16 protein-coding genes are annotated in these 17,247 nt (G+C 72.3%); 12 read left to right on the forward strand and 4 right to left on the reverse strand.

What is annotated here, in order from left to right; translation table 11 throughout:
- Positions 1 to 10 precede the first annotated feature (10 nt).
- Positions 11 to 952 (forward strand): NADP-dependent oxidoreductase, encoded by a 942-nt coding sequence (locus ACZ6RC_RS20865; protein WP_453618316.1) that lies wholly within the window; start codon positions 11 to 13, stop codon positions 950 to 952.
- Between the two features lie 98 nt (positions 953 to 1,050).
- Here ACZ6RC_RS20865 and ACZ6RC_RS20870 read toward each other — a convergent pair whose 3' ends face one another.
- On the reverse strand, positions 1,051 to 4,518 hold the full coding sequence (locus ACZ6RC_RS20870; protein WP_469585266.1) for a hypothetical protein: 3,468 nt from the start codon (positions 4,516 to 4,518) through the stop codon (positions 1,051 to 1,053).
- A 186-nt stretch (positions 4,519 to 4,704) separates the two neighbouring features.
- Between ACZ6RC_RS20870 and ACZ6RC_RS20875 the strand changes: the two genes are divergently transcribed.
- From ACZ6RC_RS20875 to ACZ6RC_RS20885, 3 genes are all read left to right on the forward strand, one after another.
- The gene (locus ACZ6RC_RS20875) at positions 4,705 to 5,172 is read left to right on the forward strand and encodes a MarR family winged helix-turn-helix transcriptional regulator (RefSeq protein WP_469585269.1); all 468 of its coding nucleotides are present in this window, start codon (positions 4,705 to 4,707) and stop codon (positions 5,170 to 5,172) included.
- A 108-nt stretch (positions 5,173 to 5,280) separates the two neighbouring features.
- A complete protein-coding gene (locus tag ACZ6RC_RS20880) occupies positions 5,281 to 6,165 on the forward strand; it encodes a glycoside hydrolase family 19 protein (RefSeq protein ID WP_453618321.1) in 885 nt (294 codons plus the stop codon).
- Between the two features lie 155 nt (positions 6,166 to 6,320).
- Entirely contained in the window at positions 6,321 to 6,824 is a 504-nt protein-coding gene (locus ACZ6RC_RS20885) for a VOC family protein (protein WP_391140183.1), read from the forward strand.
- Here the strand turns inward: ACZ6RC_RS20885 and ACZ6RC_RS20890 are convergent.
- Together ACZ6RC_RS20890 and ACZ6RC_RS20895 are read right to left on the reverse strand one after the other, a co-directional pair.
- Positions 6,754 to 7,260: a MarR family winged helix-turn-helix transcriptional regulator gene (locus tag ACZ6RC_RS20890; protein WP_391140184.1), complete on the reverse strand. Its 507-nt coding sequence runs from the start codon at positions 7,258 to 7,260 to the stop codon at positions 6,754 to 6,756. The genes ACZ6RC_RS20885 and ACZ6RC_RS20890 overlap by 71 nt on opposite strands.
- Positions 7,257 to 7,874 carry a DJ-1/PfpI family protein gene (locus tag ACZ6RC_RS20895; RefSeq protein ID WP_469585272.1) on the reverse strand — a complete coding sequence of 206 codons (618 nt, stop codon included), beginning with the start codon at positions 7,872 to 7,874 and terminating at the stop codon, positions 7,257 to 7,259. The genes ACZ6RC_RS20890 and ACZ6RC_RS20895 overlap by 4 nt, the downstream gene beginning before the upstream one ends.
- Before the next feature lie 245 nt (positions 7,875 to 8,119).
- Here ACZ6RC_RS20895 and ACZ6RC_RS20900 point away from each other — a divergent pair, with 245 nt between their 5' ends.
- The 3 genes from ACZ6RC_RS20900 (at position 8,120) to ACZ6RC_RS20910 (ending at position 11,040) form a co-directional block, all read left to right on the forward strand.
- A complete protein-coding gene (locus ACZ6RC_RS20900) occupies positions 8,120 to 9,481 on the forward strand; it encodes an aspartate aminotransferase family protein (protein WP_453618328.1) in 1,362 nt (453 codons plus the stop codon).
- A gap of 63 nt (positions 9,482 to 9,544) precedes the next feature.
- Positions 9,545 to 10,252 carry a GntR family transcriptional regulator gene (locus ACZ6RC_RS20905; protein ID WP_391140189.1) on the forward strand — a complete coding sequence of 236 codons (708 nt, stop codon included), beginning with the start codon at positions 9,545 to 9,547 and terminating at the stop codon, positions 10,250 to 10,252.
- A 137-nt stretch (positions 10,253 to 10,389) separates the two neighbouring features.
- Positions 10,390 to 11,040 (forward strand): hypothetical protein, encoded by a 651-nt coding sequence (locus ACZ6RC_RS20910; protein WP_391140191.1) that lies wholly within the window; start codon positions 10,390 to 10,392, stop codon positions 11,038 to 11,040.
- A gap of 130 nt (positions 11,041 to 11,170) precedes the next feature.
- Here ACZ6RC_RS20910 and ACZ6RC_RS20915 read toward each other — a convergent pair whose 3' ends face one another.
- Positions 11,171 to 11,929 (reverse strand): SLATT domain-containing protein, encoded by a 759-nt coding sequence (locus tag ACZ6RC_RS20915; RefSeq protein ID WP_469585760.1) that lies wholly within the window; start codon positions 11,927 to 11,929, stop codon positions 11,171 to 11,173.
- 291 nt (positions 11,930 to 12,220) lie between these two features.
- Here ACZ6RC_RS20915 and ACZ6RC_RS20920 point away from each other — a divergent pair, with 291 nt between their 5' ends.
- From ACZ6RC_RS20920 to ACZ6RC_RS20940, 5 genes are all read left to right on the forward strand, one after another.
- A complete protein-coding gene (locus tag ACZ6RC_RS20920; RefSeq protein WP_356888579.1) occupies positions 12,221 to 12,556 on the forward strand; it encodes a YbaB/EbfC family nucleoid-associated protein in 336 nt (111 codons plus the stop codon).
- 284 nt (positions 12,557 to 12,840) lie between these two features.
- Entirely contained in the window at positions 12,841 to 13,440 is a 600-nt protein-coding gene (gene recR / locus ACZ6RC_RS20925; RefSeq protein WP_469585277.1) for a recombination mediator RecR, read from the forward strand.
- Between the two features lie 56 nt (positions 13,441 to 13,496).
- Positions 13,497 to 14,165, forward strand: a complete 669-nt coding sequence (locus ACZ6RC_RS20930) for a DUF5063 domain-containing protein (RefSeq protein ID WP_391140193.1) — start codon at positions 13,497 to 13,499, stop codon at positions 14,163 to 14,165.
- A gap of 282 nt (positions 14,166 to 14,447) precedes the next feature.
- A complete protein-coding gene (locus tag ACZ6RC_RS20935) occupies positions 14,448 to 15,719 on the forward strand; it encodes an aspartate kinase (protein WP_391140195.1) in 1,272 nt (423 codons plus the stop codon).
- 146 nt (positions 15,720 to 15,865) lie between these two features.
- Entirely contained in the window at positions 15,866 to 16,954 is a 1,089-nt protein-coding gene (locus ACZ6RC_RS20940; RefSeq protein ID WP_469585282.1) for an aspartate-semialdehyde dehydrogenase, read from the forward strand.
- The last annotated feature ends 293 nt before the right edge of the window (positions 16,955 to 17,247 follow it).

Consider the following 17,247-nt stretch of genomic DNA (forward strand, 5'->3'; position numbering starts at 1 on the left):
GAGGAACCCCATGCGTGTCGTCGAAGTGACCGCCTACGGCGGTCCCGAGGTGCTGCAGATCGCCCGCCGGCCCGAGCCGGAGGTCGCCGACGCCCCGGGGCGGGTACGGGTGCGGGTGAAGGCCGCCGGGGTGCACCAGGCGGACCTGCGGATCCGCGCCGGCCAGTACGCCGCGGGCCTGGGCGACCTGGCGCCGCCGTTCGTCCTGGGCTCCGACTTCGCGGGCACCCTGATGGACCCCGCCCCCGGCATGCCGGTCGGGACCCGTGTGGCCGGTTTCGTGCCCTGGGCGGAGGAGCGCACCGGCGCGGGCAGCTACGCCGAGATCATCCAGGTCGAACCGGCCTGGCTGGCCCCGGTGCCCGACGAGGTCGACTTCACCACCGCGGCCTCGGTGCCGCTCTCCGCGCTCACCGCCCAGCAGGCCGTCGACATGCTGCGCCTCCCCACCGGCTCGATCGTGCTGGTCACGGGCGCGGGCGGGGTGGTCGGCCGGTTCGCGGTGCAGCACGCGGCCGCCGCCGGTTACCGGGTGCTCGTGGTCGCGAACGAGGGCGACGAGGCCGAGCTGCGGGTCCTCGGCGCCGACCACATCGTCCGCCGCGGGGAGCCTCAGGACGTGCTCGCCCAGCTGCTGGAGGCCGCCCCCGACCGGGTGGACGGCGTCTTCGACGCGGCCCTGATCGGCGCACCGGTGCTGCCGGTCCTGAAGGACGGCGGCGTCTTCATCTCGGCCTCGCCCGAACGGATGCCGACCGCGGAGCGGGGCATCTCGGTGACGGCGGTCCACGGGGCGCCGGACGCGCCCCGGCTCAAGGAGATCCTGGAACTCGTGGCCTCCCGCGGCCTGATCACCCGGGTGGCGGACGTGATGCCCCTGGAACTCGCGGCCGAGGCCCACCGCCGCGTCGAGGCGGGCCACCGCCCCGGCCGCCTGGTGCTCCTGGTCTGAGAACCCCCCGCGCCTCCGACCGCGCTCGACGCCTCCGGTGCCCCGGGGCCGGGACACCGGGCCAGCCGGGCGTGTGCGCCCTCCGGCCCGGGCCCGGGTCACCGGGCGAAGTACCCCTGGACGTCGGCGACGAGGTCGACGCTCCCGGCATGGTTGGAGAAGGTGACCTTGCCGTCCACGACGGGAACGACCACCAGATTGGACACGGTCTCCCCGGCCGGCACGTTGACGTTCGACGCGCTGGTGCGGGTGGTGCCGTAGGGGTACGCGGTGATGAACGTGGACGCCGTGGTGTTGGTCGCGGTCACGTTGAGCACGACGGCCGTGACGTCGACCGCCGAGACCCCGGCCTTGCCGGCGACCGTGAGCTGGACGGTCCCCCCGGGACCGACCTTGGCCTTGGCCGCCCCGGTCCCGGCGCGGGTGTCCAGGACCCGGGAAGGGGCCAGCGGCTCGAACCGCGAACCGTGGGCGGCGTCCGTGTAGTAGCCCTGCACGTCGGCGATCAGGTCGACCGCGCCGGCGTGGTTGTAGAGGTAGACCTTGCCGTTGACCACGGGGGCGACGACCACGTTCGACACCGTGCGGCCCGCCGTCGTGTTCAGCAGTGACGGTCCCCACCAGTCGACCGTGTGGTCCTGCGGCACCACCGACACGACGGTCGAGGACGTCGGGCCGGCGGCGGTCACGTTCAGGACCACCGACCGCGTCCCGGCGGGCACGCCGCCCCTGCCTTCGACGGTGAGCGCCAGGGTGCTGTGGCCCGGCAGCTTGCCCTTCGCCGCGCCGAGGCCGCCGCGGGTGTCGAGGAGCCGCGCGGGCGTCAGGGGGCGGAAGAGGTCGCCGGAATCCGGGGTGTAGTACCCCTGGACGTCGGCGACGAGGTCCGCGGTCCCCGCGTGGTTGTAGAAGGTGACCTTGCCGTCCCTGACCGGCACGACGACCAGGTTCGGTACGGTCCGGCCGGCCGGCACGTTGAGATGGGAGGCGCTCGTCCGGGTGGTGCCGTACGGGTACGCGGTGATGTAGGTGGACGCGGTGGTGTTCGTCGCGGTCACGTTCATGACGACGGCGGTGACCCCCGTGGCCGGCACGCCGCCCTTGCCCCCGATGGTCAGGGTGGCGGTGCCCCGGGCGCCGATCTTGGCCTTCGTGACACCGAGACCGGTCCGGGTGTCCATGACGCGCACCGGAGTGACGCCCGTGAAGGTCTCGGAGGCGGTGGGAGTGGCGTTGCGCAGGACCGTGTGGCCGCTCGTCGAGAAGTCGGCGCCCACGCCGTCGACGGGCCGGGCGGTGAACGTCCAGGTGTACGCCCCGTTCCGCATCGGGTTCTCGGCGGCGTCCCGGCCGTTCCACCGGATGTCGATGCGTTCGCGGGCCTCCCCGCCGGCCGCGAGGGCGGTGACCTCGCCGGTGGCGTTGTGCCGGATGCTGAGGTTCCACGACGCGACGGGCTTGCTGAGGGTGAGCGTGGTGAGCATCGGGGCGGCGGCGGTGGCGTCGACCGCGTCGGCGCCCCTTCCGTCGACGACCGACAACGGCTGGGTGGCGATGCCCGCCGGGACGAGACGGACCCGCTCGGCGGCGTCGACGTACGCCGCCCCGCCGCCGAAGCGGTCCACGGTCCAGCGGATGTGGCGCTGGGAGACGCCGGTGTCCGGCAGGTCGCCGATGACCCGGCTGACGGCCCGGGACGAGTCGACGCCGGTGAGGACGAGCTTTCCGGCGGTCTTGTCGTGGGTGACGACGTAACCGTCGCCCAGCAGGGCCTCGCCGGACGGGACAGGGCGCGATGCGCCCGTCCACATGTCGCGGACGCCCGCCGGACCGTTCGGTCCGCACAGCCAGTACATCCAGCGGCCGACCACCTGGAGCTCCTGCGCGACGCAGGGAAGGATGCCCGGGTAGGAGGCTATCGCGTCGGCGTCCAGAACGAATCGCCGGACGACGGTGCCCTTGTCGGTGGTGGAGGCCGCCCAGTTGGCGGAGCCGTGCAGAGCGGTGGCTCCCGGGGGGTATTTCCGGAGCGTGTTCGCAGTCAGGTCGGTGACGGCGTTCTCGCCGGTGGGGCCGGGGATGGTGTGCAGGAGCTGGTGGGGTGACGCGTCGGTGAGGACGCTGCCCTTCTCCCCGGTGGCCACGGTGCTTCGGCCCGGCCCGGCGACCGCGTAGGTGTCGAAGGCCTGGTCGTGAGCCGAGAAGCGCGCGAAGCGCCCGTCGCCGAGGCCGATGAGGCGGGCACAGGCCGTGTCGTCCGCGGCACAGGCGGGCAACTGCCCCGCGAAGCGGGCGCGCTCGCCGATTCCGGCCGCGCTCACCGTGCGGACGTGTGCGCCGGCCTTCCCGGCGGCGGAAGCGCTGTCGTCGACGACGGCCAGCCGGCCCTGCGTGACGGCGATGCCCCGGATGCGCGCGGTGAGCGGCGTGAACCTCTTCACCAGGGCCGCGACGGGCCTGCCCTCGGCGTCGGCCGTGATGCGGCGCACTCCCCAGTCGGTCGAGCCGCTGCCGCCGATGACCACGGCGGTGCCGTCGGGCCCCGTCGAAAGGGCCTGTGTGGACCGTGCGACGAGTTCGACGGCTGCGCCTCCGGCGATCGGCTGTCGGTAGACCCGGCCCAGGGTGTCGCGGTAGACGAGCTGCTCGCCGACCACGGCGACCTGCTGGGACTCGGCCAGGGCGGGGCCGAGGTCCACCGGGACGGGCGGCGCGGCGAGGTCGGAGCGCGGGAGGAGCAGGATGGTGCCGTCGGCGGATCGCAGGGCGACGTGGCGGGGCGAGAGCGCCATCGGGTAGGCCCCGGTGGGCAGCGGTGCTCCGATCCGGGTGACGCGGCCCGTCTCCTTGGAGACGAGGGCCGGCTGGACGGCCTGGCCCGGAGCGTACGTCGTCATGAGGACGTGGGTGTCGTCGGCGGCGTAGGGGACTCCGAGGAAGCCGTCGCCCGCCGCGTCGGTGACGGGCAGGTCCAGGGTCGTCCCGTCGGGGCGCACGGAGAGCAGGTGCGTCTCCGTGGCGGTCCGCCCGGTGCCGTCCGGCTTGGCGACCATCTTGTGGGCGACGACCGTGGAACCGAAGACCCGGACGCCCCCGTCCAGCCCGTCCGGGAGGGCGACGGTCCGCACGGTGCCGTCGGCGTGACGGAGTTCCACCTCGCCCGCGCGCAGATAGGCGAGCACGTCGGAGCCGGTCCCCTGGACGGCTGTCCACGGCGTGTCGGGCAGCGTGACCGGGACGGTCTTCCCGTCCGCGTAACGCGTCCACTGAGTGCCCGCCAGGCCCTCCTCGGTGTGGAACACGCCTTCTGCGCCCGCCGCGTCGGCTTCGCGGTAGCGGGACCGTTCCGCCAGGTACGGCGTTCCGCCGCGCGGCGTGGTCTTGAAGGCCGCCGGGACGACGACCTCTTCGGTCGTGTCCGTTGCCGCGGCGGCGGGCGCTCCCGGCCCCGCGGACGGTGCCTCTTCCGCTCGCGCGACCGTCGCCGACGGCAGCGCGCCGCCGATCGTCAGCGCGATGCCCATCGCGGCGGCGAACGCGCCCCGCGTCAGGGTATGACGAACCACTGATCCCTCCCCGGACTGCCCTGCCGTGCCCCCACCGCAGGTGAGCCGGAGCCTAACAGTCCTCTCCACGCACGCGGACCGTGGTTTCGAACTCGTTCAAGGGGTCGCGGGGCGAGGTCTCCTCCTGGGACTTCCCGCCGTCCGATCCATCGTTCGGCCCCCTAACGCCAGGGGTAATCTGCGGGCATGAACCCCGACGCCGCGGACGGCGCCCCCGGCGAGGACGAGCGGCGGACCCCCGCCCGGCTCCGCGCGCTGCCGAGCCGTCTCCTCGCGTTGACCGCCGCGCGGGCGGACCGCCTGGTCTGTGCCGGTCTGGCCGAGCAGGACGCCCGTAAGTGGCACTACACGGTGCTCGTCTCGCTGGACGAGTTCGGGGCGACCAGCCAGGCCGGCCTGAGCCGTCGCACCGGCATCTACCGCAGCGACCTCGTCGCGGTCATCAACGAGCTCGCCGAGCGCGGCCATGTCGAGCGCACTCCCGACCCCGACGACCGCCGACGCAACGTCGTCACGCTGACCGCGTGCGGCGGTGAGCACCTGCGGCGCCTCGACCGGGTCCTCGCCGGAATCCAGGACGAGCTGATGGAGCCGCTGTCCCCGGCCGAACGGGCGCAGCTGACCGGCCTGTTGGAGCGCGTGCTCCAGCGGTGAGAGCCGGCGGTACGAGTGTCACGAATGTTGGCACGAATGTTGGTCTAGACCTTGACAGGTCCAGACCAAAGCGGGTTCGCTGGGCCTTCCCCACGGAAGGACGAGCGCATGCTGCGACGCCTGCTCATACTCGTGTCCGCTCTCTGTACGGCCGTCGGACTGGCCGTCTTCCTCCCCGCCGCGTCGGCAGGCGCGGCCCCCGCCTGCGTGGCCGGCTGGAACTCCTCCAGCGTCTACACCGGCGGAATGACCGCCTCCTACAACGGTCGCAACTGGTACGCCAAGTGGTGGACCCAGAACGAACGCCCCGGCACCTCCGACGTCTGGCGCGACGAGGGCGCCTGCGGCGGCGGTACGACCCCGCCTCCGACCTCCGGATTCGTCGTCAGCGAGGCCCAGTTCAACCAGATGTTCCCGAACCGGAACTCCTTCTACACGTACAGCGGCCTGACGGCCGCCCTCAGCGCCTACCCCGGCTTCTCCAACACCGGCAGCGACACCGTGAAGCGGCAGGAGGCCGCCGCCTTCCTCGCCAACGTCAACCACGAGACCGGTGGCCTGGTCCATATCGTCGAGCAGAACACCGCCAACTACCCGCACTACTGCGACCGCAACCAGCCCTACGGCTGCCCCGCCGGCCAGGCCGCGTACTACGGCCGCGGACCCATCCAGCTCTCCTGGAACTTCAACTACAAGGCCGCGGGTGACGCCCTCGGCATCGACCTGCTCAACAACCCGTACCGCGTCGAGCGCGAGTCGGCCGTCGCCTGGAAGACCGGCCTCTGGTACTGGAACACCCAGAACGGCCCGGGCACGATGACCGGCCATCAGGCGATGGTCAACGGCGCCGGATTCGGTCAGACGATCCGCTCCATCAACGGCGCGCTGGAGTGCGACGGCAAGAACCCCGCGCAGGTCCAGAGCCGGGTGAGCAAGTACCAGCAGTTCACCCAGATCCTGGGCGTGCCGACGGGCGCGAACCTGTACTGCTGACGCCCCGCGCCTGCGGCCCGCCCGGCCGCGCGGGGGTGTGGCGAGGAGGAGGGAGCGGATCACCCGCCCCCTCCTCCTCCTGTCTCCGGATCCGCCTGCGGATCGGGCGGCCAAGAGGTCGGGAGCTGACCTATTGCCCGCCTAACGTCGGGGACATGACCGAGACCAAGGCCGTCCCGGACGGCTACACCACCATCACCCCGTGGGTCATCACCGACGACACCGCCGGGCTCATCGACTATCTGCGGCGCGCCTTCGACGCCGAGGAGCTGGGCCGGTTCGTCCTGGAGGACGGATCGATCGGGCACGCCGAACTGCGCATCGGGAACGGCCGGCTCATGGCCTTCGACAGCCCGCCGGGCTGGGGCCCGACGCCCGCCTTCGTGCGGCTGTACGTGGAGGACGCGGAGGCGGTCCACCGACGGGCCGTCGAAGCGGGCGGGACCTCGGTCACCGAGGTGACGCACCTCTTCTTCGGCGACAAGGTCGGCCGGGTCCGCGACCCGTTCGGAAACCTGTGGTGGATCCAGACCCACATCGAGGACGTCGACGAGGAGGAGATGGCGCGGCGGCTGACCGACCCGGAGTTCACCCGGGCGATGGCGTACGTGGCGTCGGCTCTGCCCCCTCCGGAGGAAGGGGCGGGCGGCTCGCGCTGACCGCCTCCAGCGCCGCCGACAGCCGGTCCAGCACCCGTACCGTCTCCGCGAAGGCGTCCTGGCCGCCCAGTTCGCGCGAGAGCAGGGCGGCCAGCTCCGCGTGCCCCGGGTCGATACGGCGGATCGCCTCCCGGCCCTCGGGCGTCGGGGCCAGGAGCTTGGCCCGGCGGTGGGCCGGGTTCGGCTCGTACGCCGCGAGTCCCCGGCCCACCAGCAGGTCCGCGATCCGCTGCACGCTCTGTCGCGTGATGCCCATGGTCCGGGCGATCCCGGCGACCGGCAGCGGCTCCGGGAGCACCGCTCCCAGGACCTGCCACCAGGCCGCCGTGAGGCCGGCCGGCTCGGCCAGCCTCTCCGATACGGCGAGGAACTGGCCGTTCAGCCGGAACACCCCGAGCGCGGTCCGCGACAGCGCGTCCTGCTGCTCCCGGCTCACGGCTGCTCCGCGGTGAGCGTCTCGTAGGCGGCGGGGTCCGAGTCGTGGAAGAGGCGGTACCACGCGTCGAGCCTCTCGCCGTCGAAAGCGCCCATCATCGCCAGGACTTCGCGGGCGAACGCCACCGGTTCGGTGGGCCCGGCCGTGATCAGGTCGCCGGCGCCGTCGCCGCCCTTGTCGGTCACGGCGTCCGTGTCGACGTAGTGCGCGGTGCCCCGGTAGCCGGTGGCCGCGAGGTAGAAGGAGATGGCGCTCGTGTGGGCGCGGTCGTCGAGGAGTCCCTCGCGGGCGAGGCCGGCGGTGGCCCCGCAGATCGCCGCGACCGGTGTGCCGGAGTCGAGGAGCGCGCGGGCCTTGGCCGCGAAGGGGGCGAGGGCGTCGCCGGTGTCCCAGAGGTCGGCGCCCGGGAGGATCAGCAGCGCGCTGTCCTCCGGCCGCAGGTCGTCGAGCGCCAGGTCGGGGGTGACGCGCAGACCGCCGAGGGTGGTGACCGGCTCGGTGGAGGGGCCGACGGTGCGGATCTCGTGGCCGGTGCGGGCGAGCCAGGCCGTGGCGTGACCCGTCTCCCAGTCGGCGAGGGTGTCGTAGACGGCGAGGTGGACGGTGCGGGGCATCTCGGGCCTCCTGCGGAAGTCGGTACCGTGCCTTATGACAGAAGACTGTCACGATGACAGCATTCTGTCAATGTGCTCGAGCTGGGCCGCGCCGGACCCGTCCCCGCGCCCCCCCGCTCGCCGCCACCCCGCGCCCCCCCGCTCGCCGCCACCCCGCGCCCCCTCACAAGGTGTCGCGTCCCGGTCGGTCTCGGTGGACAAGATGGTCATGGCCGCTCCGACCAGCGCTTCCTTACCCTGGGCCCATGACCCCTCATGTCGAACCCGACCCCCAGGCCGGCGCGGCCGTGAAGGCCGCCGACCGTGCGCACGTGTTCCACTCCTGGTCCGCCCAGGGCCTGATCGATCCGCTCGCCGTCGCCGGCGCCGAGGGTTCGTACTTCTGGGACTACGACGGAAACCGCTACCTCGACTTCACCAGCGGCCTCGTCTACACCAACATCGGCTACCAGCACCCCCGGGTCGTCGCCGCGATCCAGGAGCAGGCCGCGAAGCTCACCACCTTCGCGCCCGCCTTCGCCATCGACGTCCGCTCGGAGGCCGCACGCCTCATCGCCGAGCGCACCCCCGGCGACCTGGACAAGATCTTCTTCACCAACGGCGGCGCCGAGGCCGTCGAGAACGCCGTCCGGATGGCCCGTCTGCACACGGGCCGCCACAAGGTGCTCTCGGCTTTCCGCTCGTACCACGGCGCGACCTCCACCGCGATCAACCTCACCGGCGACCCGCGCCGCTGGGCCTCCGACACCGGCTCGTCGGGCGTCGTCCGCTTCTGGGCGCCGTTCCTCTACCGCTCGCCGTTCTACGCCGAGACCGAGGCCCAGGAGTGCGAGCGCGCCCTCGCCCACCTCGAGGACACCATCGCCTTCGAGGGCCCGGCCACCATCGCGGCGATCATCCTGGAGACCGTCCCCGGCACCGCCGGCATCATGACCCCGCCGCCCGGCTACCTCGCGGGCGTCCGCGCGATCTGCGACAAATACGGCATTGTCTTCGTCCTGGACGAGGTCATGGCCGGCTTCGGCCGCACCGGCGCGTGGTTCGCCGCCGACCACTTCGACGTCGTGCCCGACCTGCTGACCTTCGCCAAGGGCGTGAACTCCGGTTACGTACCCCTCGGCGGCGTCGCGATCAGCGCCGAGATCGCCGCGACGTTCGACAAGCGGCCCTACCCGGGCGGACTCACCTACTCCGGGCACCCGCTCGCCTGCGCCGCCGCCGTCGCGACCCTCCAGGTGATGGAGGACGAGAAGGTCGTCGAGCACGCCGCCCACATCGGGGAGACCGTCCTCGGCCCCGGCCTGCGCGAGCTCGCCGAGCGCCACCCGTCCGTCGGCGAGGTGCGCGGCCTGGGCGTCTTCTGGGCGCTCGACCTCGTCAGGAACAGGGAGACGCGCGAGCCCCTCGTCCCGTACAACGCGACGGGCGAGGCCAACGCCCCCATGGCGGCCTTCGGAGCGGCGGCCAAGAAGAACGGCCTGTGGCCCTTCGTCAACATGAACCGCACGCACGCCGTCCCCGCCTGCAACGTCTCCGAGGCCGAGGCGAAGGAGGGGCTCGCCGCCCTGGACGCGGCCCTCAGCGTGGCGGACGAGCACACCGTCTGACGGACGGGGTCCCCCTCCCTCTGGTCTAGGGTGTCCGAAGCCGGACGGAGGGGGCCGACGATCATGGCCGCGAGCGGAGCTGTCACCCGCAACACCCTCCGGCGGCAGATCGCGGACGCGCTCCGTGACGAAGTCCTCGCAGGGCGTCTGCAGCCCGGCCAGGAGTTCACGGTCAAGCAGATCGCCGAGCAGTACGGAGTCTCGGCGACTCCGGTGCGCGAAGCCTTGGTCGACCTGTCCGCGCAGGGTCTCCTCGACTCCGACCAGCACCGCGGGTTCCGCGTCCACCAGTTCTCGGTCGACGACTACCGCGGCATGGTCGAAGCCCGCATGCTCGTCGTCGACGGCATCTTCCGCCGCCACGCCCCCGCCCCGGCCCCGTTCACGGCCGCCGTTCCCGACGTCGGCATCGGCGTCGCCCTCGTCTCCGTGCGGCGCCGGGGCGAGGCGGCGGCCCGCGCGGCCCGCGCCGGCGACCTGGACGTCCTCATCGGCTACGACATCCGCTACTGGCGCGAGCTGGGCCGGCTGGTCTCCGCGAACGACTACATCGCCGACTTCCTGCACCGGCTGCGGGTCCAGTCCTGGGTGTTCTCCGTTCCCTACCTGCGCTCCGACGAGGACCGGCCCGGCTGGCTGTGGAGCGGACACGTGGACCTCGTCGACGCGATCACCCTGGGGGACGCGGAGGCGGCGGTCGCGGTCGTACGGGCGTACAACGCGCAGTCGCTGGAGTGGGCGGACCGCCTGGACCGCCAGGCGGGCCGCTGACCGGTCGTCCGCCGGAGCGCGTCCGCGGCCGGGCGGGTTGACCGGGGGCGTCGGCGGGCAGGTCACCAGCGGGTGTGCGACGTGCCCGGCGCCGATTACCCTGGCCGTCCCTGCAACTGACGGAGAGCGAGCCTCCCTTGGCCTGTGACCTGTGGCTGGTCCCCCTTGTCGACGTGCTGTGCCACAGCCCCGACAACCCCTTCGCCGAAGAGATCGCCGTCTACGACGCGGCCCTCACCGCGTCAGGGCTGCCCACCGTCCCCGTGTTCGCCTACATGCCGGGGCTCTCCGGCGACGTGGCGCCGGTCGCCGGATTCGACTACGACGCCCTCCACTTCCTCCGCCGCGCCTATCTGCTGCAGATCTGCGGCCTCCCGGTCGAGCCCGTCGGCGAACTGGGCGGGGACTACGAACAGCTCCTGGAGATGTTCGAGGCGACCGCGCAGCAGTCCCACCTCGTCTGGCACTACGACCACGCCGGTGCGTACGTCCCCGTGGACTTCCCGGCTCCGCTCTCCAACGACGAGCTCCTGGAGGGCGGCGGCCCGCTCGGGTCCTCGCAGGGGCTGCTGCGCGAGCTGCAGTTCGTCGCGCCGGCGATCGGGATCGACCCGGCCAACCCGCCGGCCCCGCCGCTGCCGCCGGAGCGGCCGACCTCGCTGGAGGAACCGGCGGGACCCATCGCGTACGACGACAGCCCGTTCGCCCGGGAGCGCCATGTGTGGCTGGGGCTCCACGCGGCGGCGACGCGGAGCCTCGGCCAGGGATCCATGATCGTCCTCAGCTGACCCGCCGCCCCGCACTATCCGCTCCCCGGGCGGGACTTTCCGGACATGACCGAGGGCCGGTCGGGCAGGGGCGCACGGCCGAGGCGTGTCCGGGTCCCAGCCCGGCGCGCTCGGCCCGCCCGCCCCCTGCTCAGCGCGGCTCGGGCGGGCGCTGGCGCGGCATGTTCGGGCGGGTGCCCGGGGGCAGCGGGAAGCGGGGCGCCGGGGGGCCGGTCTCCTGGCGGGGCGGTGTCGTGCCGACCGACTGGAGGGCCAGCGGCGCGGGGCCGGAGCGGAACTCCACCATCCAGTCCACCGTCTCCGCCCGGACCAGCTCCGTCACGTCCTCGGAGAAGCGCCGCAGCACCCCCAGGCACCGTTCCGCGGCCTCGCTCGCCGTCCCCTCCGTCGGCCCGAGGACCTCGCGTACGTTCTCCGACGCCCAGTCGAACTGCAGCATCTGGAGTCTGCGCTGCACCGCCTGGGCCGTCGCCACGTCCCTTATCCAGCCGGACGTGAGTCCGAAGTAGCGGTCGCAGGCCAGGCAGGCCGCCGCGAGAAGCAGGGACAGATAGCCCCAGCCGGCCACCCCGTGCGCCGCGAGCCCGGTCAGGTCGAGCAGCGGCAGCGCCGCGCCCGCGATCACGCCCAGCGCCGTACCGATCCGCAGGGCGCGGGCGCAGCGGCGCTTGCGGACGCGGTCCGAGAGGTACCACTCGGCCGTGCGCAGGGCGTGGGACTCGACCCAGCGGTACAGCTCGTCCAGCCGCTCGGCGGGCTCGCCCCAGTCGCCGAGCGGGAAGGGCGCCCCGAGCAGATCGCGGGACGCGGCGGACCCCTCTGGTTGTCGTCCCACCCGCTCCTGGCCCTGCTGCCCGTGCTGCCCCGGCGGCGGCTGCGGCGGCTGCATCTCCGGCTGCTGGCTCACCGCGGGACTCCTCTGTTCAGCTCGGCGACGCTCGTGTCCTTCTGTGACGTGCGGTGCACGTGGTGCCTGCCCTTCCTACCGCCGAATGGTGGGCTGTGGGCCCGGAATCCCGGGATTTCCGCCCGCAAGAGCGTCTTGATCAGGTAGAGGAGCCCGCAGTTTCTCACTCGAAAGAGTTGTGTCCGCGTCACGGGCGGGGACCACGTAGGCTCGGCCTACCGAACGTCAGCCGTCCGGATGCCCCGCGTATCCGGCGAAATGCCAGGAGTGACCGTGATTCCCGGTGGTGGCCAGCCCAACATGCAGCAGCTCCTCCAGCAGGCCCAGAAGATGCAGCAGGACCTCGCGCGCGCTCAGGAGGAGCTCGCCGCGACCGAGGTCGAGGGGCAGGCGGGCGGTGGCCTCGTCACGGCGACGGTGACCGGCTCCGGCGAGCTGCGCGGCCTGGTGATCGACCCCAAGGCCGTCGACCCGGAGGACACCGAGACCCTGGCCGACCTCGTCGTGGCCGCGGTCAAGGCCGCCAACGACAACGCCCAGGAGCTGCAGCAGGCCAAGCTGGGCCCGCTCACGCAGGGCCTCGGCGGCATGCCGGGCCTCGGCTTCTGAGCCGCCCCCGGCCCGCCCTCGCGGTCCGGAGCCGGCCGTCCCGCCGGGTTCTCCCAGGGTCCCGCGTCGGATCCCCAGGGCCTCAGGGCCTCGTACGCACCGCGTCGTACGAGGCCCTGCACGTCCCCGGCGACGGCCCCCGCGGGCCCCTGCGGCGACCCCGTACGCCTCTCGGTCCCCGCGCCGGACCGCCGCGCCGGACGTTCCGATGCGTGCCCCGGACTTCTAAGCCGACCCGGCAGCTACTACCGTAAGAATCAAGCAGACCCGAGAAGGGCGTTCCGTTGTACGAAGGCGTGGTTCAGGACCTCATCGACGAACTGGGCAGGCTGCCCGGCGTCGGTCCCAAGAGCGCGCAGCGGATCGCCTTCCACATCCTCCAGGCCGAGCCGACCGACGTGCGCCGGCTGGCGCACGCGCTGCTCGAAGTGAAGGAGAAGGTCCGGTTCTGCGCGATCTGCGGCAACGTGGCACAGCAGGAGCAGTGCAACATCTGCCGCGACCCGCGCCGGGACCTGACGGTCATCTGTGTGGTCGAGGAGCCGAAGGACGTCGTGGCGATCGAGCGGACGCGCGAGTTCCGTGGGCGGTACCACGTGCTCGGCGGCGCGATCAGCCCGATCGAGGGCGTCGGCCCGGACGACCTGCGCATCCGGGAGCTGCTCACGCGGCTCGCGGACGGCACGGTCACCGAGCTGATCCTGGCGACCGACCCGAACCTGGAGGGCGAGGCCACCGCGACGTACCTGGCGCGGATGATCAAGCCCATGGGACTGAAGGTCACGCGCCTCGCGAGCGGCCTGCCGGTCGGCGGCGACCTGGAGTACGCCGACGAGGTCACCCTGGGCCGTGCCTTCGAGGGGCGGCGCCTGCTAGATGTATGACGACCGGGCCGACACGGCCCCCGCGCTCGTCCGTGAGCTCAAGGGAGGCACCCTCGATGTCTGACGCCACGCTGCACTCCATCACGCAGGACCCGGACGACTTCGCGGTCCAGATCGCCGACTCGATCGAGTCCTTCATCGTGGCCACGACGGAAGTGGCCAAGGGGGACGAGCCCGACAGCGCCGTCCCCTTCCTGCTCCTGGAGATCTCGCAGCTGCTGCTCGCGGGCGGGCGGCTCGGCGCGCACGAGGACATCGTCCCGGACGAGGCGTACGAGCCGGACACGGGCCCGGACGTGGACGTCGACGACCTGCGCATGCGGTTCGCGATGCTCCTGGAGCCGGTGGACGTCTTCTCCGAGGTCTTCGACCCGTACGAGCCCCGCAAGGCGCCCGTGCCCTGCCGGATCTCCGACAACCTCGCCGACATCGTCACCGACCTGCGGCACGGCCTGGCGCACTACCGCGCGGGCCGGACCAGCGAGGCGCTGTGGTGGTGGCAGTTCTCGTACTTCTCCAACTGGGGACCGACGGCCTCCGGCACCCTGCGCGCCCTCCAGTCCCTCGTCTCCCACGTCCGCCTCGACCAGCCGCTGGCCGAGCTGGACGGCCTCGACACGGACGAGGACATCACGGAGGACGACCTCGCGGAGGAGGCGGGCCGGGTCATGGCGGCGGAGATCGGCGGCCCGCTCGGCATCGGCGTGCGCGTGGTGAAGAAATAGCCGCGCGACACCCGCGTACCGCGCTTACCGCCCTCGGCCGGCTTCCGGGGCCGGGATTCCGGCCCGGCCCGGGGCTGTCCGGTCTGTGACCCCGCCCACAAGTCCGCGTAGCGGGCCGACGCCGGGGCAGGGAGTCGTCCACGGGCGGCCCGGGCCGAGGGCCGTGATCACTACCTGAGCGGGACATCTCAGGATGTGATATACGGTCGGCGATTCCGGGCTGCTCGTTAGACTGAGCCGACCGCAGTGATGACTGCGGCAGACACTGAACGAGGAGCGCACGTGGGCCTTGTCGTGCAGAAGTACGGAGGCTCCTCCGTTGCCGATGCCGAAGGCATCAAGCGCGTCGCCAAGCGAATCGTGGACGCCAAGAAGAACGGCCACCAAGTGGTCGTCGTGGTTTCCGCGATGGGCGACACGACGGACGAGTTGATCGATCTCGCCGAGCAGGTATCCCCGATCCCTGCCGGGCGCGAATTCGACATGCTGCTGACCGCCGGAGAGCGGATCTCCATGGCCCTGCTGGCCATGGCGATCAAGAACCTGGGCCACGAGGCCCAGTCGTTCACGGGCAGCCAGGCCGGTGTCATCACCGACTCGGTCCACAACAAAGCGCGCATCATCGATGTCACGCCGGGCCGGATCCGCACCGCCCTCGACGAGGGCAACATCGCGATCGTCGCCGGCTTCCAGGGCGTGTCCCAGGACAAGAAGGACATCACCACCCTGGGGCGCGGCGGATCCGATACCACCGCCGTGGCGCTGGCCGCCGCCCTCGACGCCGAGGTCTGCGAGATCTACACCGACGTCGACGGTGTGTTCACGGCCGACCCGCGCGTGGTCAAGAAGGCGAAGAAGATCGACTGGATCTCCTTCGAGGACATGCTGGAGCTCGCCGCCTCCGGCTCCAAGGTGCTGCTGCACCGCTGCGTCGAGTACGCACGCCGTTACAACATCCCGATCCACGTCCGCTCGTCCTTCTCAGGGCTTCAGGGCACATGGGTCAGCAACGAGCCGCAAGGGGACCGCAAGGTGGAGCAGGCCATCATCTCGGGCGTCGCCCACGACACCTCCGAGGCGAAGATCACCGTCGTCGGCGTGCCGGACAAGCCGGGCGAGGCCGCGGCCATCTTCCGGGCGGTCGCCGACGCCGAGATCAACATCGACATGATCGTCCAGAACGTGTCCGCCGCCTCCACCGGCCTCACGGACATCTCCTTCACCCTTCCCAAGGCCGAGGGCCGCAAGGCCATCGACGCCCTGGAGAAGGCGAAGGGCGCGATCGGCTTCGAGTCGCTGCGCTACGACGACCAGATCGGCAAGATCTCCCTGGTCGGCGCGGGCATGAAGACCAACCCCGGCGTCACCGCCTCCTTCTTCCAGGCGCTGTCCGACGCGGGCGTGAACATCGAGCTGATCTCGACCTCCGAGATCCGCATCTCGGTCGTCACGCGCGCGGACGACGTGAACGAGGCCGTCACGGCCGTCCACACCGCCTTCGGGCTGGACAGCGACTCGGACGAGGCCGTCGTCTACGGCGGCACCGGTCGGTGACGCACCGGTGACGGTGACCCCGGCCGTCCGCCTCCTCGCCCGCTCGTCGGTCCACCTGCCGGTTCACGGGCCGGCGCGTGCCCCGGTGCACGCGTCGCTCCACGCGCCGACGGGCGATCGACGCGTGCGCGAGCGGTGACCGGCCGATGAGCGGCAAACCGACGCTCGTCGTCGTCGGGGCGACCGGCGCGGCCGGCGCCGTGCTGCTGCAGTCGCTGTCGCAGCGCGCCGATGTCTGGGGCGAGATCCGCCTCGTCGCCTCCCCCCGCTCGGCCGGCTTGCGGCCGGCCGTGCGCGGGGAGGAGACCGAGGTCCTCCCGCTCTGCGAGGAGGCCCTGGACGGCGCTGACCTCGCGCTCTTCCTCGTACCCGAGGACGTGGCGGCGCGGTGGGCGCCGATCGCCGCGGCCAAGGGCGCGGTGGTCGTCGACACCTCGGCCGCGTTCCGGGCGGACCCGGACGTTCCGCTCGTGGTGCCGGAGATCAACCCGCACGCGATACGGGTACGGCCCCGCGGCATCGTCGCGAGCCCCGGCTGCTCGACGCTGGCGCTGATCGTCGCCGTGGGCGCCCTGCACGCCGAGTTCGGGGTCGCCGAGCTGGTGGTGACCGCCCACCAGGCCGCCAGCGAGGGCGGGCAGGCCGGCGTCGCCGCCCTGCGGGAGCAGCTGTCGCTGGTGGCCGGGACGGAGCTGGGCCACCACCCCGGCGACGTACGGCGTGCCGTCGGCGACGACACCGGGCCCTTCCCCGGGCCCGTCGCGCTCAACGTGGTGCCCTGGTCGGGCGTCCCGGCGGAGGACGGCTGGTCCTCCGAGGAGCTGTGCATCCGCCAGGAGACCCGCAAGATCCTCGGCCTCGCCGGGCTTCCGGTCGCCGCGACCTGTGTGCGCGTACCGGTGGTGACCGCCCACTCGGTCTCGGTCCACGCCCGCTTCGAACGCCCCGTCACCGTCGCGCGCGCCCACGAGATCCTCGCGACCTCGCCGGGTGTGGTGCTGTACGACGATCCGGCCGCGGGCGACTTCCCCACCCCCGCCGACGTCGTGGGCACCGACCCCACCTGGGTGGGGCGGGTGCGCCGCTCGATGGACGACGAGCGGGCGCTGGAGTTCTTCGTCTGCGGGGACAACCTCCGCAAGGGCACGGCCCTGAACGCGCTGCAGATCGCCGAAGCGGTGATCCGCCAAGATGACCACGAGACCCGAGACCGTCCGGAAATCGGCGTCGGGTGACCGCGCGTTTTCGTAGAATCTGTGAACGTCCTGTGATCAAGGCGTCAGCACAACGCTCTTGAACTGGGACGATGCGATGTTCGAGGATTGCCTTTCCCCCCTGCCGCAACCGCGGTCGGGCGGGACGCGTCTCTGCGTGCGCCCCTACGGCGTCCCGCGAGCGCACTGCGAACGCGCTGCGAACGTGCTGCGAAATCGGGGCATTGGGGAAGAACGGGTGCGCATGACGGCAAACGGCACACCGTCGAAAACGGTGGCGTACGCGTACAACCCTGACGGGGGGAAGCGTGTCC

The sequence above is a fragment of the Streptomyces sp. NPDC048353 genome (genome assembly GCF_055587165.1).

What these genes read in the sequence shown, in the direction of transcription:
- ACZ6RC_RS20865 (WP_453618316.1), top strand. Translation starts at nt 11, where the DNA reads ATGCGTGTCGTCGAAGTGACCGCCTACGGCGGTCCCGAGGTGCTGCAG.
- ACZ6RC_RS20875 (WP_469585269.1), top strand. Translation starts at nt 4,705, where the DNA reads ATGAACCCCGACGCCGCGGACGGCGCCCCCGGCGAGGACGAGCGGCGG.
- ACZ6RC_RS20880 (WP_453618321.1), top strand. Translation starts at nt 5,281, where the DNA reads ATGCTGCGACGCCTGCTCATACTCGTGTCCGCTCTCTGTACGGCCGTC.
- ACZ6RC_RS20885 (WP_391140183.1), top strand. Translation starts at nt 6,321, where the DNA reads ATGACCGAGACCAAGGCCGTCCCGGACGGCTACACCACCATCACCCCG.
- ACZ6RC_RS20895 (WP_469585272.1), bottom strand. Translation starts at nt 7,874, where the DNA reads ATGCCCCGCACCGTCCACCTCGCCGTCTACGACACCCTCGCCGACTGG.
- ACZ6RC_RS20900 (WP_453618328.1), top strand. Translation starts at nt 8,120, where the DNA reads ATGACCCCTCATGTCGAACCCGACCCCCAGGCCGGCGCGGCCGTGAAG.
- ACZ6RC_RS20905 (WP_391140189.1), top strand. Translation starts at nt 9,545, where the DNA reads ATGGCCGCGAGCGGAGCTGTCACCCGCAACACCCTCCGGCGGCAGATC.
- ACZ6RC_RS20915 (WP_469585760.1), bottom strand. Translation starts at nt 11,929, where the DNA reads ATGCAGCCGCCGCAGCCGCCGCCGGGGCAGCACGGGCAGCAGGGCCAG.
- ACZ6RC_RS20930 (WP_391140193.1), top strand. Translation starts at nt 13,497, where the DNA reads ATGTCTGACGCCACGCTGCACTCCATCACGCAGGACCCGGACGACTTC.
- ACZ6RC_RS20940 (WP_469585282.1), top strand. Translation starts at nt 15,866, where the DNA reads ATGAGCGGCAAACCGACGCTCGTCGTCGTCGGGGCGACCGGCGCGGCC.